The following is a 15,852-nucleotide window of genomic DNA, read 5'->3' on the forward strand; positions in this document are numbered from 1 at the left end:
TTGCTCTGGGGTGGCGCGGTGCCCTCAGCGCCCGCCCGACACATCCATCAAGGTGGCGGTGGTGTAGCTCGCTGCGGGCGACATCAGCCAGACGATGGCTTCGGCCACCTCGTCGGCCGTGCCGCCGCGCTGCATGGGCACCTGGTGCGAGAGGTCACGCACCCGGTCGGGCAGGCCGCCGCTGGCGTGGATGTCGGTCTCGATCAGGCCCGGGCGCACGGCGTTCACGCGGATGCCCTCGGCCGCCACCTCGCGCGCCAGGCCGAGGGTGAAGGTGTCGATGGCGCCCTTGGCGGCCGCGTAGTCCACATATTGGTGGGCCGAGCCCAGGCGCGAGGCAGCGCTGGACACGTTGACGATGGCGCCACCGCTGCCGCCATGGCGCGTGCTCATGCGGCGCACGGCCTCGCGGGCGCAGACGATGCTGCCGATCACGTTGGTGTCGAACATGCGGCGCAGGCGCTCGGTGCTCATCTCATCCACCCGGGCGGTCACGTCCACCACCCCGGCGTTGTTGACCAGGGCACTGATGCGGCCTAGCTTAGCGTCTACCGCCTGGAACATCGCCAGGATATCGGCCTCGCTCGCCACGTCGCCCTGCACCGCGATGGCGGTGCCGCCTTCTGCACGGATGGCATCGACCACGGCCTGCGCGGCGGCCTCATTGGCGAGATAGTTGACGGCCACGGCCCAGCCATGTTTTGCGGCCAGCCGTGCGGTGGCGGCGCCAATGCCCCGGCTGGCACCGGTAATGAGTGCGATCCTCTCCATGGGTTGGGGTCTCCTGCAAGAATGGCGCATTGAAACAGGTTCTGCGCCCCGCCGCGCAGCGTCGTGTCCGATATCGCGGCGCAATCGGGCACCCTATTTACCAAAGCAAAGGAGCATTCAGCATGGGACAGTTTGTGGATCTGACGTCGAGTGACGGTTTTGTGGCCCCCGCCTGGGTTGCCAAGCCCGAGGGCACCCCCCGTGGCGCCGTGGTGGTGCTGCAAGAAATTTTTGGCGTGAACTCGCACATCCGCTCGGTGGCCGACCGCTATGCCGCCAGCGGCTACTTGGCCGTGGCGCCATCCACCTTCCACCGCGTCAAGCAGGGGGTGGAACTGGGCTACACCGGCGACGACATGCAGGCCGGCATGGGCCTCAAGGCCGCTGTCGAGGCGCTGCCCGCACCCGGCGTGATGCCCGACATCCAGGCCGCCATCGACTACGCCGCTGCGCAGAGCGGGGGCAAGGTCGGCATCGTCGGCTTTTGCTGGGGCGGCCTGCTGACCTGGCGCGCGGCCTGCGAACTGCAGGGCCTGTCGGCCGCTGTGCCCTACTACGGCGGCGGCGTGACCACGCCCGACGAAGTGGCCCGCACGCCCAAGGTGCCGGTGCTGGCCCACTTTGGCGAGCGTGACCACTGGATTCCGGTAGACAGCGTGCAGGCCTTTGCCCGCGCCCAGCCCGGCGTGGAGGTGCACATCTACGCCGCCGACCATGGCTTCAACTGCGACCAGCGCGGCAGCTACGACGAGGCCGCCGCCATGGTCGCCCGCGACCGCACCCTGGCCTTCTTCGACCGCCACCTGGCGTGAGCTGAGGGAACGGGCCGCATCGCTGCGGTTGTGCAGCGCTGAAACAGTCAAGGACACCGCCATGGCCATCCAAACCCGGTTTTTCAAGCGTTTTAGCCCTGTAGCGCTTGTTCCAATTGCCCTTGCTGCTATTATTTCAATAGCAACTGGCGCCCCGGCCGTGGCGGGTGGCTACACGGGCCCGCTGTTTGACGCCCACCTGCATTACAACGACGAGGCCTGGGACGGCAAGGCCGGCCCGCACCCGCCGGCGGACGTGCTGGCCCGCATGAAGGCATCGCAGGTGCGCGGCATTCTTGCCAACTCGCGGCCCAACGCGGGGTCGCTGGCGCTGGCGGGCCTGCCGCAGATGCGCGAGGCCGGCATCACGGTGGTGCCCTTTGTGCGCCTGTACCGCAACCGGGCCGACTACAGCACCTGGTTTGCCGACGAGACCATCCACACCATGGTGCTCGACGAACTGGCCCGCGGTACCCCCGCCGGGCCCTACCGCGGCATCGGCGAATTCCACCTGTACGACAGCGCCAACGCTAACGGCCCCGTGGCAAAGAAGCTGATGGCCCTGGCCGAGCAGCGCAGCCTGGTGGTGTTGGCGCATGTGGACGATGTGGCCATCGACCTGCTGATGGCCCACACCCCGTCGCAGGGTCGCACCATGCAGCTGATATGGGCGCACACCGGCATCGGCGGCGCCCCGGTGGAGCGGGTGGATGCGCTGATGGCGCGCTACCCCGGCCTGGTGGGCGAGCTGTCATACCGGCCTGGGCTGGTGTGCGAGAACGATCAGCTGTGCCCCGCCTGGCGCACGCTGCTGCTCAAATACCCCGACCGCTTCGTCATCGGATCAGACACCTGGGTCAACCAGCGCTGGCAGTACTACGAAAGCCTGATGCAGGGCTACCGCACCTGGCTGGGCGGCCTGCCGGCCGATGTGGCCCAAAAGGTGGCTTGGGGCAATGCGGCGCGGCTGTTCGGGCTGCCCGCGCGCTGAGTCGGCGCGGGGGGGGGCGCCTTCAGGCCAGCCGGAAGCGGTTGACGCTTTCGGACAGCGCCACCGCCTGCTCGCGCAGGCTTTCGGCCGCGGCGGCTGACTCCTCCACCAGCGACGCGTTCTGCTGGGTCATGCGGTCAAGCTCGGCCACGGCCACGTTGACCTGCCCGATGCCGTCGCTTTGCTCGCCGGTGGCGGTGGTGATCTCCTGGATCAGCGTGTGTACCTCGGCCACGGCGGCCACGACCTGGTCCATGGTGGCACCGGCGGCATGCACCTGCTGCGCGCCGCTTTCGATCTGTGCGACGGATGCGTTGATCAGGCCCTTGATCTCGCGCGCGGCTTCGGCGCTGCGCTGGGCCAGGCTGCGCACCTCGCCCGCCACCACGGCAAAGCCACGGCCCTGCTCGCCCGCGCGGGCGGCCTCCACAGCAGCATTGAGCGCGAGGATGTTGGTCTGGAACGCGATGCCATCGATCACACCGATGATGTCGGCAATGCGCCGCGACGAGGCCGAGATGCCGTTCATGGTGTCCACCACCTGCGAGACGGCCTCGCCGCCCTGCGCCGCCACTTCGCTGGCGGTGGTGGCTTGCTGGGCCCCGCGGCGCGCAGCCTGCGTGTTCTGCGTGACCGAGCCGGTGAGTTGCTCCATGCTGGCGGCCGTTTCTTCCAGGTTGGCGGCCGTGCTTTCGGTGCGGCCACTCAGGTCTGCGTTGCCCACGGCAATCTGCTCGCTGGCCTGGGCCAGCTGGTCGGTCGCGTCGCGCACGGTGCGCAGGGTCTCGCGCAAGTCGCCGGCCATGGTGCGCATCGCTGTCAACAGCTGGCCAATCTCGTCGGTGCCGGGGTCCCCGATCTGCACGGTCAGGTCCCGCTGCGAGATGGCATGAGCCACCGACACCGCCTGTCGCAAACCGTTGACGATGCCGCGGCGGATGTTGACCGTGAGCACCGTGTTGACCAGCAGGGCCAGTGCAATCACCGCTGCGGTGCGCCCCAGGCTCTGCAGGAACGCGGTGCGCAGGTCGTCCACGTAGACGCCAGAGCCCACGACCCAGCCCCAGGGCTTGAACAGCTTGACATGGGCGAACTTGGGCACTGGCTGTTCCTGCCCGGGCTTGGGCCACTGGTATTCAATGAGCCCGCCGCCATCGGCCTGCTGGGCGCGTTTGGCAAACGCGATGAAGATGGGCAGCCCGTCGGGGTCCTTGATGGCGGATCCGTCCTTGCCGTTCAGGTCGGGTCGGAAGGGATGCATGACCACCCGGGCGTCCACATCCTGCAGCCAGAAATACTCCTCGCCGGAGTAGCGCGAGCTTTGCAGGGCCTGCAGTGCGAGGGCCTGCGCCTGCTCGCGGGTGTGGGTGCCCTTGGTCTCCAGGGAATGGGCCCATGCCAGCACGGAGTGCGCGACCTCCACCGTCTGGCGCACCGCCACCTGGCGGCCCTGACGGTTGATCTGGTATTCCTCGTGCAGGAGGTAGCTTGCAAGGGCCACGAGAACAAAGGTGCTCAATGCGGCCAACAGCCGCAGCTTGTTGGCAATACTCATCTGCCGCGCGCCGGACGGTTGCGCGGTGGGGGTGGACACAGACATGGAAAGGGCCGACCCGGAACCGCCGGGCAGAGTTGTTGAGAAGCGTTTACAACTGTAACAATCGCCTCTTGCTCGATCTTGACATTCGTCAACCGGCGTTCGTGTCTGTTGCGCGCGTGCCTGCGGTTGCCCCAAGTCGGGGGGCTGCGCACGCGCGGGAACGCCGGTGCAGGCGCTCAGGCTTGCGGCGAACCGCCACGCCGCAGCATCGTCAGTGCGTCGTGCAGCGCCACCGCGTTGCCGGTGGCGGCGCCGCTGGCCGTGTTGTCAAAGATGCACCAAGTCGCCTGTGCCTCGTGCGTGGCCTGCTGCAGTCGGGCCGCCAGGGCACCGATGAGCGCCGGGCTGTAGGCCGAGTAGTAACGGCGTGGCGTGCCGTGCAGCCGGCAGTACACCAGACCTGGCCAGCCCCCGGGTGCACTTCCGGCGGGGTGCAGTACCGGGTCGGCCAGCACACGGCCCACCTGCCAGTCGGCCAGCAGCGCATCGGCCTCGGGTGTGAACCAGCTGGCGTGCCGTGGCTCCAGCGCCACGCTGCCGGTGCCGTGCAGGCCCCGCAACGAACGCAGGAAGTCCGTGACTGTGCCTGGGTCCAAGGCGAGGCTGGGCGGCAGCTGCACCAGCAGGCAGCCCAGCCGCGTGCCCAGGCCCTGCACCTGGTCGCAGAAATCCTCCAGCAGCGCATCGCACTGCGCCAGCCGCGCGGTGTGCGTGATGGCGCGGGGCAGCTTCACGGAGAAGCGGAACGTGCCCGGTGTGCCCCCGGCCCAGCGGGCGTAGGTGGCGCGCTGGTGCGGCCGGTAGAACGACGAGTTGATCTCCACGGCTCCCAGCCGGAGGGCGTAGCGCTGCAGATGCGTGCCCGTCCCGGGCCCCGCAAACGCGTCTTGCGTCTGGCGCGGCAGGTTCCAGCCGGCGGTCCCCACGTTGACGGCGACGCTTGCGTCGGCCTGGGCGCCGGCTGTGGCATGAAGCCCGGGCGCATGTGGCAAGTCAGGGGGCTTCGGCGAAGGGGTGTCCGGTGATCCCCGTGTGTGGCGGGAGAGGGAAGGCATCTGAGCAGGCCAAGGTCGGGCGGTGCATCCGCGCGGCGTCAGGCCCCTGTGCGCGCCAGGTAGCGCTTGCGCCAGAACAGCGCCACCAGGCCTACGGCAATGGCAATCATGGCCCCCACCGCCCACCAGAACCCGTCCTGCATGTGGATGAGCGGCAGAAACTCGAAGTTCATGCCGAAGATGCCGGCAATCAGGTTCAGCGGCAGGAACACGGCGGTCAGCGCGGTCAGGGTGCGCATGATGTCGTTGGTGCGGTTGCTCTGCACCGAAAAGTGCATCTGCACGGCGGTCTCGGTGCTTTGCTCCAGCCGGCGCACGTGGTGCACCACGCGCTCGATGTGTTCGAGCACGTCGCGGCTGCGCACCTTGAGCAGGTCCAGCTCGCGCAGGCCGGCGGCGGTGTCGGGGGGCGCCCAGGTTTCCAGCGCGTCGATCCAGTCCTGCACGGCGCTGCGCTGGTCTTCGCAGGTTTCGTCCAGTGCGTGGAGCGACAGGCGCGCCTCCAGCAGGGACGACCAGTTCACGTAGCGCGCCCGGGGCTTCAGCAGCTCGGTCTGCCAGTGGTCCAGCTGGCGCGTGAGCTCGCGGCGCAGCTCCAGGTAGCTGTCCACCATCAGGTTGACCACGCGCAGCATCAGGTCGGCCGGGCTGGCAGGCAGACGGCTGCCGGCCACCGGGCTGGGGCGGCCTTCGCGCACGTCGCCGTTGCCGGTGCTGGGCACGGCGGCCAGCAGGCGCGTGGCGTATGTATCGCGCACCAGGCAGTCTGGCGGGTGCACGGTGAGCAGCACGCGGTCGAACACGGCAAAGCCCACGGGGCTGGTGTCGATGCGGCGCAGCACCGGCGGGCCGCCGCGCCGGGCCGGGGCGGGTGCCGGGGTGGCGACGCCTTGGGTGGGGCTGGCAGGTGGCGGGACATCGGCAGGCCGGTCGCCGTTGCCCGTGCCCAGCCGCCGGAACACCAGCAGGTCGTACTGCGAGGTGTAGTCGTAGTGCGATGGCAGCTGCGCGTTGAGCAGGTCGGACACATGCAGGTCTACCAGCTGCAGGCCGGTGAGCAGCTGCAGGTGCTGCTGGATCTCGGCCAGCCGCAGCTGGAAGGCGGGGCGCGCGCACGCGATCCACACAAAGCCCTGTTCGGGCAGTTGGTGGGGCAGGGCGGTCAGCTCGTGCACGCCGCTGCCGTGGATGTGGAAGATGCGCATGGGCGCGGCGTGGGCTCCGGGAAGGTGATTTATGGCAAAAAGTGCCTGTAGTGCACGTTAATCATGCACCGGTAGCTATTATGTTTGTAGCAAGCGTGCCGCATCGCGCGCAAAGTAGGTCAGCACGCCATCGGCGCCCGCACGCTTGAAGGCCAGCAGGCTTTCCATCATCACGGCATCGTGGTCCAGCCAGCCGTTGGCGGCGGCGGCCTTGATCATGGCGTACTCGCCGCTCACCTGGTAGGCAAACGTGGGCACGCGGAACTCGTCCTTCACGCGGCGCACGATGTCGAGGTACGGCATGCCGGGCTTGACCATCACCATGTCGGCGCCTTCGGCAATGTCCAGCGCCACTTCGCGCAGGGCCTCGTCGCTGTTGGCCGGGTCCATCTGGTACACATTCTTGTCGGCCTTGCCCAGGGCGCCGCGCGTGCCCACGGCGTCGCGGAAGGGGCCGTAGAAGGCGCTGGCGTACTTGGCGCTGTAGGCCATGATGCGCGTGTGGATGTGGCCCTGCACCTCCAGCGCCTCGCGGATGGCGCCGATGCGGCCGTCCATCATGTCGCTGGGCGCGACGATGTCCACGCCGGCTTCGGCATGCGTGAGCGCCTGGCCGGTGAGGATCTCCACCGTGTCGTCATTGATGATGTAGCCGGTGTCGTCGAGCACCCCGTCCTGGCCGTGGCTGGTGTACGGGTCCAGCGCCACATCGGTCATCACGCCCAGGTCGGGGAATTCCTTCTTCAGCGCCCGCACCACCCGCGGGATCAGGCCGTCGGGGTTCAGCGCTTCCTTGCCGTCAGGCGTCTTGAGTGCCGGGTCGATGGCTGGGAACAGCGCCAGCACCGGGATGCCCAGCTTCACGCAGTCTTCAGCCACCGGCAGCAGCAGGTCCAGGCTCAGGCGGTCCACGCCGGGCATCGACGTGACCGCGGTGCGTACGTTGCTGCCCTCGTGCACAAACACCGGGTAGATCAGGTCGTGCGCCGTCACGCGGTTTTCGCGCACCAGGTTGCGGGTGAACGCGTCGCGGCGCAGGCGGCGAGGGCGTTGCTGTGGAAAAGGAGTGGGGCTACTGTGATGCATGGGGAAATTCTGCCTGATCCCCCGGCGCGCTGGCGTCAGATGACGCCGCAGTCCGCCCGGCCATGCTGCGGCGCAGCTTGCAGCGCGCAGTGCGGCGCGATAGATTGGTGCCGGGTGGACTCCGCCCCCCGCTTTCCTCCCTGAGCGGGGCCTGCACCGGCAGCCGTGCGGTCAGGCACTTGTGGGCCCGGCACGTTTGCCGGGCTTCTTTTTTGGATCTGGCCCTTGGGGCAGGGCCCGGCCCTTAAACTGCACCCATGCTCTGGGTCAAAGCCTTTCACATCGTCTTCGTGGCCAGCTGGTTCGCGGGTCTTTTCTATCTGCCGCGCATCTTCGTCAATCTGGCGATGGTGGCGCCCGGCTCGGCCGCCGAGCGTGACCGGTTGCTGCTCATGGCGCGCAAGCTGCTTCGCTTCACCACCTTGCTGTCGGTACCTGCGCTGGTGCTGGGCATCTGGCTGTGGATGGGCTACGGCATCGGCCGGGGCAACGGCTGGATGCACGCCAAGCTGGCCGTGGTGCTGCTCGTGATCGGCTACCACCATGCGTGCAGCGTGCTGCTGCGCAAGCTGGCCGACGGCACCTGCCGCCGCAGCCATGTGTGGTTTCGCTGGTTCAACGAAGCGCCCGTGCTGCTGCTGGTGATCGCCGTGGTGCTGGTGGTCGTCAAGCCGTTCTGAGTCTTCGTCCGGGCGGTGCCGATGCACAAGACATCTGCCTGGCCCCTGGCACTGCTGTATGCAGTGCTCATCGTCTTTGCCAGCCTGTTTCCGTTTGATGGCTGGCGCGCGCAGGGGATCGATCCGCTCGTGTTCCTGCTGGCGCCCCTGCCGCCGCCGTACTGGACGGGGTTTGACGTCACCATCAATATCGCTGGCTATGTGCCGCTGGGGTTCTTGCTGGCGCTGGCCATGCTACGCTCGGGCCATGCTCGCGGTGCCGTGGCGCTGGCGGCGCTGGCCGGCGGCCTGCTGTCGCTGGGCATGGAATTCCTGCAGATCTACCTGCCGCGGCGGGTGCCCTCCAACATGGATCTCACGCTCAACACCGCGGGTACGCTGGCCGGCGCCCTGACGGCGCTGCTGCTGGAGCGCCTGGGCGCCATCGACCGGTGGAGTCATTTCCGCGCGCGGTGGTTCGTGTCGGACGCCAGCGGCGCCATGGTGCTGCTGGCCCTGTGGCCGATGGCGCTGCTGTTCCCGGCGGCCGTGCCCTTCGGCCTGGGGCAGGTGCTCGAGCGGCTGGAGAACGCGCTGGTCGAGCTGCTGGCCGACACACCGTTTCTGGAATGGGTGCCCATGCGCGACTCGGTGTTTGAGCCCCTGTCGCCCGGCGGCGAGCTGCTGGCGGTGGCGCTGGGCCTGCTGATCCCCGTGCTGCTGGGCTACTGCGTGATCCGCCAGACCGGCCGCCGTGCGCTGTTTGCTGTGGCCGTGGTGGTGGTGGGCGTGGGACTCACGGCGCTGTCGTCCGCCCTGAGCTGGGGCCCCATGCATGCATGGGAATGGCTGGGGATGCCGGCGCGCGTGGGCGTGTGGGGCGCGGTGGCGGTGGCGGTACTCATGCTGGCCATGCCGCGCCGGGCATGCGCGGCCGTGCTGCTGGTGGCGCTGGCCTGGCACCTGTCACTGCTCAACCAGGCGCCCACCAGCGCTTACTTTGCGCAGACCCTGCAGATCTGGGAGCAGGGGCGCTTCATCCGCTTTTATGGCCTGGGCCAGTGGCTGGGCTGGCTGTGGCCGTATGCCGCCCTGCTGTATGTGCTGATGCGGGTCTCGCGCCGCGAAAGCGCGGCCTGAGCCGCCCCGGGCTTCTTTTCTATCGCCCGCTTGCAAGTGGGCTGAACTTTGTTGTTGGGGGCGGCTTCGTAGAATGACGGCATGACCGACCAATCGACTGCCCCCGGCTACTACCAGCGCCACATCTTCTTTTGCCTGAACGAGCGCAGCAACGGCGACGACAGCTGTGCCCACCACAACGCGCAGGCGGGTTTTGACCGCTGCAAGGCCCAGGTCAAGGCGGCCGGGCTGGCTGGCGCCGGCAAGGTGCGCGTGAACAAGGCCGGCTGCCTGGACCGCTGTGCCGCCGGCCCCGTGGCCGTCGTGTACCCCGAGGGAACCTGGTACACCTACGTGGACGCGGCCGACATCGACGAAATCGTGGAATCGCACCTCAAGAACGGCCAGGTCGTCGAGCGCCTGGTGACGCCGGCGGAACTCGGCCGCTGAGAGCGCGACCATCGGCCTCCGCCAGTGCCCATGAAATGTCGCGCCGGATGCCGTCGCGCGGCGCTCCTGCTGCCTGGCACCGTCCTCCAACGGTCATTGGGATAATTTTTGGTCTTTTTGGCTTGCAGTCCAGTTAGTAATTGCACTGTTAGCTATAAATAATATAGCAAATTCGTGAACGCCCAGACCGAACGCCTGACCCTGCAAGGCCCCGCCGGAGCCATCGAGGCCGTGCGCGATGCCGCCACCACGCCCGACGGCGTCGCACCGCGCGGCGTTGCCGTCATTGCCCATCCCCACCCGCTGTTTGGCGGCACCATGGACAACAAGGTCGTCCAGACGCTGGCGCGTGCCTTTGTGCAATGCGGCTGGACGGCGGTGCGCTTTAACTTCCGCGGCGTGGGCGGCACGGCGGGCACGCACGACGACGGCCGTGGCGAGCGTGACGACCTGCTGGCCGTGGTCGAGCAGGTGGCGCCTGCGGCTGAGGGCCAGCGCATCGCGCTCGCGGGGTTCTCGTTCGGCGCCTTCGTCACCAGCCATGCACTGGCTGAGCTGTGGCCGCAGGGCCGCATCGACCAGGCCGTGCTCGTAGGCACCGCGGCCAGCCGCTTCGCCGTGGCCCCCATCCCGCCCGAAGCCCATGCGCGCACGCTGGTGCTGCACGGCGAGGCCGACGACACGGTGCCGCTGGCGTCGGTGATGGACTGGGCCCGGCCCCAGATACTGCCCGTCACAGTCATACCGGCTGTAGGGCATTTCTTTCACGGACAATTGCCGCTTTTGAAAAGCTTGGTGGTGCGCCACCTGCAGTCCGGCGGCTGACGGGCCGTGCGCCGCGGGCTCCGCGCTGCACGGGTCTCCACGGCCTTGCCGGGTCAGCTGCACATGTAGCGCGCGCCGGTGGCACGCGCTGCCGCCAGCGACTTCGGCCTCATGTCCTTCTTTCTTCCGAGCCCTTTCCGCCCTTATCTGCCCATGAAACGAATCCTGTCTGCGCTGCGATCCCTTGCTGTCCTTGCCGTCGTGGCCCCGGCCGCCTTCGGCGTCCATGCCCAGGCCCCCCAGCCGCCCGAGATTGCCGCCCGCACCTACATGCTGGTCGACATCACCGCCAACCAGGTGCTGGCCGCCAAGGACATCGATGCGCCGGTCGAGCAGGCTTCGCTCACCAAGCTCATGACCGGCTATCTGGTGTTCGACGCACTGCGCGCCAAGAAGATCGCCCTGGACCAGAAGCTGCCCGTGAGCGTGCGCGCCTGGAAGATGCCCGGCTCGCGCATGTTCATCGACCCCAAGATGCAGGTGCCGGTGGAAGACCTCATCAAGGGAATGATCGTGCAGTCGGGCAACGACGCTACCGTGGCGCTGGCCGAAGGCGTGGGCGGTACGTACGAGAACTTCGTCAAGCTGATGAACGACCAGGCCAAGGCCCTGGGCATGAACGGCACCAGCTACAAGAACCCCGAAGGCCTCACGGAGCCCGGCCACCTGACCACCGCCCGCGACCTGAGCGTGCTGGCCACGCGGCTGATGAAGGACTTTCCGGAGTACATGCACTACTACGCCACCAAGCAGTACAGCTACCCCGGCACCCCGGCATCCAACGGCAGCAACCGCAATTCGCTGCTGTTCCGTGACCCCACGGTAGACGGCCTCAAGACCGGCCACACCGCCGCTGCCGGCTACTGCCTGGTGGCCACGTCCAAGCGCGACTTCCCCGGCGTGGGCCAGCGCCGCCTGCTGTCCATCGTGCTGGGTGCTTCCAGCGAAAACGCGCGCGCCAACGAAAGCCAGAAGCTCCTGAACTGGGGCTACACCGCGTTTGAGGCCGTCAAGCTGTTCGACGCGGGCCAGGCCGTATCGACCCCCGCCGTGTGGAAAGGCACCGAAAACACGCTCAAGATCGGCCGCCCCGAAGCCATCGTAGTCACCGTGCCCGCCGGCAGCGCAGGCAAGATCAAGACCGAAATCGCCCGCCCCGACCCGCTGGTGGCGCCGTTCACCAAGGGCCAGCCCGTGGGCACGCTGAAGGTGGTGCTGGGCGACCAGGCCCTGGCCGAAGTGCCGCTGGTGGCGCTCGATGGCGTCGCGCAGGCGGGCATCATGGGCCGCGCCTGGGATGCGATCCGCCTGTGGATCAAATAGGGTGCAACCCCCTGAGGCGCTTTCGCGCCTTCACCCCTTCTCTCGAATGGCTGCGCCATTCGGGAAGGGGGACGCAGCTAGTGTGGTGTTGCGCGCTATCCGGCACTTAAAACCGCGTCTTTTCGGCCCGGGCTACGTTGCAAATCCGCGCGATACCTACAGGTATCGCTGTGGTTTGCGTCTTGCCCTGACCAAAAATCCATCAGTTTTAATGTGCCGTCAAGCGCACAACACCACACTGGCGCGGCGGGGAGGCCCTTGCACGGCTGCTCTCGCATTTGCCGTGCGCTTTCGACGGTCGCAGGCAATGGCGGGTACTTGCCATGCATAGCGGGGAGGGTGGTGAGACCAGTGCGCTTGCCCGTTTTGGCGCTTGCTGCTACATTAGAAGGCTTTTCGGAATTTCCGAAGGGATTCACGTTTTCGCTTTTCACGAAGCGCACTGCTTTTCACGAAAGCAAATTCACGTTTAGGGACGTAATTCATGCCAACCATCAATCAACTGGTCCGTCAGGGGCGCGAGGTCGAAAAGACCAAGTCCAAGAGCCCCGCGATGGAAAACTCTCCACAGCGCCGTGGCGTGTGCACCCGTGTGTACACCACGACGCCAAAGAAGCCTAACTCCGCTCTGCGTAAGGTCGCCAAGGTGCGCCTGACCAACGGTTTCGAGGTGATCTCCTACATCGGCGGTGAAGGCCACAACCTGCAGGAACACAGCGTGGTGCTGGTTCGCGGCGGTCGTGTCAAGGACTTGCCCGGTGTGCGTTACCACATCGTGCGCGGTTCGCTCGACTTGCAAGGCGTGAAAGACCGCAAGCAGTCGCGCTCCAAGTACGGTGCCAAGAAGCCAAAGGCCAAGTAAGCCCTGGTTTTTCGGTTCCAAGAATTTTCGGTGCTGTTTCCCGCGTGGCGCGGTGATCCAGCGTAGTGACCCCAAGCGCAAATGTCTTGCGTGGGTCGAGTAAGTGGGAGTCCTGAATGGCTCTCGCGGTGTCTGAAAAGATGCCAACTGAAGCAAAGATAGAGGTAAAAAATGCCACGTCGTCGCGAAGTCCCCAAACGTGAAATCCTGCCGGATCCAAAGTTCGGCAATGTAGAGCTGTCCAAATTCATGAACGTGATCATGGAAGGCGGCAAGAAGGCAGTTGCAGAGCGCATCATTTATGGCGCCCTGGAACTGATCGAGAAGAAGCACCCCGACAAGGACCCTCTGGAGGCCTTCACCGTTGCCATCAACAACGTGAAGCCCATGGTGGAAGTGAAGTCCCGCCGCGTGGGCGGCGCCAACTACCAGGTGCCAGTCGAAGTGCGCCCAGTCCGTCGCCTCGCCCTGTCGATGCGCTGGATCAAGGAAGCCGCCCGCAAGCGCGGTGAAAAGTCGATGGCCCAGCGTCTGGCCAACGAGCTGCTCGAGGCCACCGAAGGCCGCGGCGGTGCCATGAAGAAGCGTGACGAAGTGCACCGCATGGCCGAAGCCAACAAGGCATTCAGCCACTTCCGCTTCTAAGCAAATCGACGACTCGCTCGTCGCCAAGCGCAAGGCTGCCGGCATTTTTGCCTGCAGCCTTGTGGCGATTGAGGCGGTCACAAAATTGACGGATGGCTGCGCCACAGTGCGGTGCCATCCCCCGAAACAAAACGACCCATCCAAGGATCCACCATGGCTCGCAAGACCCCCATCGAGCGCTACCGCAATATCGGTATCTCGGCCCACATTGACGCTGGCAAGACCACGACCACCGAACGTATCCTGTTCTACACGGGCGTGAGCCACAAGATTGGTGAAGTGCACGATGGCGCTGCCACCATGGACTGGATGGAGCAGGAACAAGAGCGCGGCATCACGATCACCTCGGCTGCCACGACCTGCTTCTGGAAGGGAATGGACAATTCCTACGAAGAGCACCGCTTCAACATCATCGACACCCCCGGTCACGTGGACTTCACGATCGAAGTGGAACGTTCGATGCGCGTGCTTGACGGCGCCTGCATGGTGTACTGCGCCGTGGGTGGCGTGCAGCCCCAGTCGGAAACCGTCTGGCGCCAGGCCAACAAGTACAAGGTGCCACGTCTGGCCTTTGTGAACAAGATGGACCGTACCGGTGCCAACTTCTTCAAGGTCTACGACCAGATGAAGCTGCGCCTGAAGGCCAACCCTGTGCCCGTCGTGATCCCGATCGGTGCCGAAGACAAGTTCACCGGCGTGGTCGATCTGCTGAAGATGAAGGCCATCATTTGGGACGAAGCCTCGCAGGGCATGAAGTTCAGCTACGAAGAAATCCCGGCTGAGCTGCTCGAGTCCGCCAAGGAATGGCGCGAGAAGATGGTGGAAGCTGCTGCTGAAGCCTCTGAAGAGCTGATGAACAAGTACCTCGAAGAGGGTGACCTCTCCGAAGCTGAAATCAAGTTCGGCCTGCGCACGCGCACCATCGCTACGGAAATCCATCCGATGCTGTGCGGCACCGCGTTCAAGAACAAGGGTGTTCAGCGCATGCTCGACGCCGTGATCGACTACCTGCCAGCGCCTACCGACATCGATGACGTGACCGGTACGGACGAAGACGAAAACCCCGTCACCCGCAAGGCTGACGACAGCGAAAAGTTCTCGGCACTGGCATTCAAGCTGATGACCGACCCGTTCGTCGGCCAGCTGACCTTCGTGCGCGTGTACTCCGGCGTGCTGACCAAGGGCGATACCGTCTACAACCCGATCAAGGGCAAGAAAGAGCGTATCGGCCGTATCGTGCAGATGCACGCCAATGAGCGTCAGGAAGTCGAAGAAATCCGCGCTGGCGACATCGCTGCCTGCGTGGGCCTGAAGGACGTGACGACCGGCGAAACGCTGAGCGACATCGACTCCCAGATCATTCTGGAGCGCATGGTGTTCCCTGAGCCCGTGATCACACAGGCCGTGGAACCCAAGACCAAGGCCGACCAGGAAAAGATGGGCATTGCCCTGCAACGCCTGGCTGCTGAAGATCCATCCTTCCGCGTGAAGACTGACGAAGAGTCGGGCCAGACGCTGATCGCCGGTATGGGCGAGCTGCACCTGGAAATCATCGTGGACCGCATGAAGCGTGAATTCGGCGTGGAGGCCAACGTGGGCAAGCCCCAGGTGGCCTACCGCGAAACCATCCGCAAGACGGTGGAAGAAGCCGAAGGCAAGTTCGTGCGCCAGTCCGGTGGTAAGGGCCAGTACGGTCACGTCGTGCTCAAGATCGAACCCAACGAAGCCGGCAAGGGCATTGAGTTCGTCGACGCGATCAAGGGCGGTGTGGTTCCTCGCGAATTCATCCCGGCCGTGGAAAAGGGTATCAACGAAGCCGTCACGCAAGGCGTGCTGGCCGGTTACCCCGTGGTGGACGTCAAGGTCACGCTGCACTTCGGTTCGTACCACGATGTGGACTCGAACGAACTGGCGTTCAAGATGGCTGCCATCTTCGGCTTCAAGGAAGGCTGCCGCAAGGCCGGCCCCGTGATTCTGGAACCCATGATGGCTGTGGAAGTGGAAACGCCTGAAGACTACGCCGGCACGGTGATGGGCGATCTGTCCAGCCGTCGCGGCATGGTGCAGGGCATGGACGACATCCCGGGCGGCGGCAAGGCCATCCGCGCTGAAGTGCCGCTGTCGGAAATGTTCGGCTACTCGACCTCGCTGCGATCCGCAACGCAAGGCCGTGCCACGTACTCGATGGAATTCAAGCACTACAACGAAGCGCCTCGCAACGTGTCCGAAGCCATCATGGCTTCGCGCGCCAAGTAAGGTGCAGGGCAAGTCCTGCTTCGGCAGGCCTTGCCAATCGCTTTTGAAGCCAAACATGCACCCAGCGCTTGTTCTTCATGCTCTGGGCGCTATTAAATAAGTAGCAAGATTCTTGCAATCTGCGACCCGGTGCCGTCCTGTTGCCCTGTGCGGGACGAATCAGCAATCGGGTGCAGACGTTAAACCCTGACAC

15 protein-coding genes are annotated in these 15,852 nt (G+C 65.9%); 10 read left to right on the forward strand and 5 right to left on the reverse strand.

All coding sequences use genetic code 11. From position 1 onward, the window contains the following. Nucleotides 1-24: 24 nt before the first annotated feature. On the reverse strand, nt 25-771 hold the full coding sequence (locus ACTPOI_RS03735; protein WP_440106538.1) for an SDR family oxidoreductase: 747 nt from the start codon (nt 769-771) through the stop codon (nt 25-27). Nucleotides 772-893: 122 nt separating this feature from the next. Between ACTPOI_RS03735 and ACTPOI_RS03740 the strand changes: the two genes are divergently transcribed. Beyond that, nucleotides 894-1,583: a dienelactone hydrolase family protein gene (locus ACTPOI_RS03740; RefSeq protein WP_440106541.1), complete on the forward strand. Its 690-nt coding sequence runs from the start codon at nt 894-896 to the stop codon at nt 1,581-1,583. 61 nt (nt 1,584-1,644) lie between these two features. Beyond that, on the forward strand, nt 1,645-2,574 hold the full coding sequence (locus ACTPOI_RS03745) for an amidohydrolase family protein (RefSeq protein ID WP_440106543.1): 930 nt from the start codon (nt 1,645-1,647) through the stop codon (nt 2,572-2,574). A 22-nt stretch (nt 2,575-2,596) separates the two neighbouring features. On the opposite strand, the gene ACTPOI_RS03750 is transcribed toward ACTPOI_RS03745, so the two are convergent. From ACTPOI_RS03750 to hemB, 4 genes are all read right to left on the reverse strand, one after another. After that, on the reverse strand, nt 2,597-4,174 hold the full coding sequence (locus ACTPOI_RS03750) for a methyl-accepting chemotaxis protein (RefSeq protein ID WP_440106545.1): 1,578 nt from the start codon (nt 4,172-4,174) through the stop codon (nt 2,597-2,599). A gap of 176 nt (nt 4,175-4,350) precedes the next feature. Then, nucleotides 4,351-5,166, reverse strand: a complete 816-nt coding sequence (locus tag ACTPOI_RS03755; protein ID WP_440106547.1) for a DUF72 domain-containing protein — start codon at nt 5,164-5,166, stop codon at nt 4,351-4,353. Nucleotides 5,167-5,267: 101 nt separating this feature from the next. Further along, nucleotides 5,268-6,434: a magnesium transporter CorA family protein gene (locus tag ACTPOI_RS03760; RefSeq protein ID WP_440106549.1), complete on the reverse strand. Its 1,167-nt coding sequence runs from the start codon at nt 6,432-6,434 to the stop codon at nt 5,268-5,270. 78 nt (nt 6,435-6,512) lie between these two features. Next, the gene (gene hemB / locus ACTPOI_RS03765) at nt 6,513-7,520 is read right to left on the reverse strand and encodes a porphobilinogen synthase (protein ID WP_440106551.1); all 1,008 of its coding nucleotides are present in this window, start codon (nt 7,518-7,520) and stop codon (nt 6,513-6,515) included. Between the two features lie 257 nt (nt 7,521-7,777). Between hemB and ACTPOI_RS03770 the strand changes: the two genes are divergently transcribed. The 8 genes from ACTPOI_RS03770 (at nt 7,778) to fusA (ending at nt 15,659) form a co-directional block, all read left to right on the forward strand. Beyond that, nucleotides 7,778-8,200, forward strand: a complete 423-nt coding sequence (locus ACTPOI_RS03770) for a CopD family protein (protein ID WP_440106553.1) — start codon at nt 7,778-7,780, stop codon at nt 8,198-8,200. Nucleotides 8,201-8,221: 21 nt separating this feature from the next. Then, nucleotides 8,222-9,319 (forward strand): VanZ family protein, encoded by a 1,098-nt coding sequence (locus ACTPOI_RS03775; RefSeq protein WP_440106555.1) that lies wholly within the window; start codon nt 8,222-8,224, stop codon nt 9,317-9,319. Between the two features lie 81 nt (nt 9,320-9,400). Next, nucleotides 9,401-9,748 (forward strand): (2Fe-2S) ferredoxin domain-containing protein, encoded by a 348-nt coding sequence (locus ACTPOI_RS03780; RefSeq protein WP_440106557.1) that lies wholly within the window; start codon nt 9,401-9,403, stop codon nt 9,746-9,748. 174 nt (nt 9,749-9,922) lie between these two features. Continuing rightward, entirely contained in the window at nt 9,923-10,573 is a 651-nt protein-coding gene (locus tag ACTPOI_RS03785; protein WP_440106559.1) for an alpha/beta hydrolase, read from the forward strand. A gap of 153 nt (nt 10,574-10,726) precedes the next feature. Next, nucleotides 10,727-11,896, forward strand: coding sequence for a D-alanyl-D-alanine carboxypeptidase family protein (locus ACTPOI_RS03790; RefSeq protein ID WP_440106562.1), 1,170 nt, complete (start codon nt 10,727-10,729; stop codon nt 11,894-11,896). A gap of 484 nt (nt 11,897-12,380) precedes the next feature. After that, a complete protein-coding gene (rpsL, locus tag ACTPOI_RS03795; protein WP_008905797.1) occupies nt 12,381-12,758 on the forward strand; it encodes a 30S ribosomal protein S12 in 378 nt (125 codons plus the stop codon). Between the two features lie 171 nt (nt 12,759-12,929). Continuing rightward, entirely contained in the window at nt 12,930-13,403 is a 474-nt protein-coding gene (rpsG, locus tag ACTPOI_RS03800) for a 30S ribosomal protein S7 (RefSeq protein WP_005798541.1), read from the forward strand. Nucleotides 13,404-13,556: 153 nt separating this feature from the next. Continuing rightward, entirely contained in the window at nt 13,557-15,659 is a 2,103-nt protein-coding gene (gene fusA, locus ACTPOI_RS03805) for an elongation factor G (RefSeq protein WP_440106566.1), read from the forward strand. Nucleotides 15,660-15,852 lie beyond the last annotated feature (193 nt).

The sequence above is a fragment of the Acidovorax sp. BL-A-41-H1 genome, from assembly GCF_051942715.1.

What these genes read in the sequence shown, in the direction of transcription:
- ACTPOI_RS03750 (WP_440106545.1), bottom strand. Translation starts at nt 4,174, where the DNA reads ATGTCTGTGTCCACCCCCACCGCGCAACCGTCCGGCGCGCGGCAGATG.
- ACTPOI_RS03760 (WP_440106549.1), bottom strand. Translation starts at nt 6,434, where the DNA reads ATGCGCATCTTCCACATCCACGGCAGCGGCGTGCACGAGCTGACCGCC.
- rpsG (WP_005798541.1), top strand. Translation starts at nt 12,930, where the DNA reads ATGCCACGTCGTCGCGAAGTCCCCAAACGTGAAATCCTGCCGGATCCA.
- ACTPOI_RS03790 (WP_440106562.1), top strand. Translation starts at nt 10,727, where the DNA reads ATGAAACGAATCCTGTCTGCGCTGCGATCCCTTGCTGTCCTTGCCGTC.
- ACTPOI_RS03775 (WP_440106555.1), top strand. Translation starts at nt 8,222, where the DNA reads ATGCACAAGACATCTGCCTGGCCCCTGGCACTGCTGTATGCAGTGCTC.
- ACTPOI_RS03780 (WP_440106557.1), top strand. Translation starts at nt 9,401, where the DNA reads ATGACCGACCAATCGACTGCCCCCGGCTACTACCAGCGCCACATCTTC.
- rpsL (WP_008905797.1), top strand. Translation starts at nt 12,381, where the DNA reads ATGCCAACCATCAATCAACTGGTCCGTCAGGGGCGCGAGGTCGAAAAG.
- hemB (WP_440106551.1), bottom strand. Translation starts at nt 7,520, where the DNA reads ATGCATCACAGTAGCCCCACTCCTTTTCCACAGCAACGCCCTCGCCGC.
- fusA (WP_440106566.1), top strand. Translation starts at nt 13,557, where the DNA reads ATGGCTCGCAAGACCCCCATCGAGCGCTACCGCAATATCGGTATCTCG.
- ACTPOI_RS03735 (WP_440106538.1), bottom strand. Translation starts at nt 771, where the DNA reads ATGGAGAGGATCGCACTCATTACCGGTGCCAGCCGGGGCATTGGCGCC.
- ACTPOI_RS03770 (WP_440106553.1), top strand. Translation starts at nt 7,778, where the DNA reads ATGCTCTGGGTCAAAGCCTTTCACATCGTCTTCGTGGCCAGCTGGTTC.
- ACTPOI_RS03745 (WP_440106543.1), top strand. Translation starts at nt 1,645, where the DNA reads ATGGCCATCCAAACCCGGTTTTTCAAGCGTTTTAGCCCTGTAGCGCTT.
- ACTPOI_RS03740 (WP_440106541.1), top strand. Translation starts at nt 894, where the DNA reads ATGGGACAGTTTGTGGATCTGACGTCGAGTGACGGTTTTGTGGCCCCC.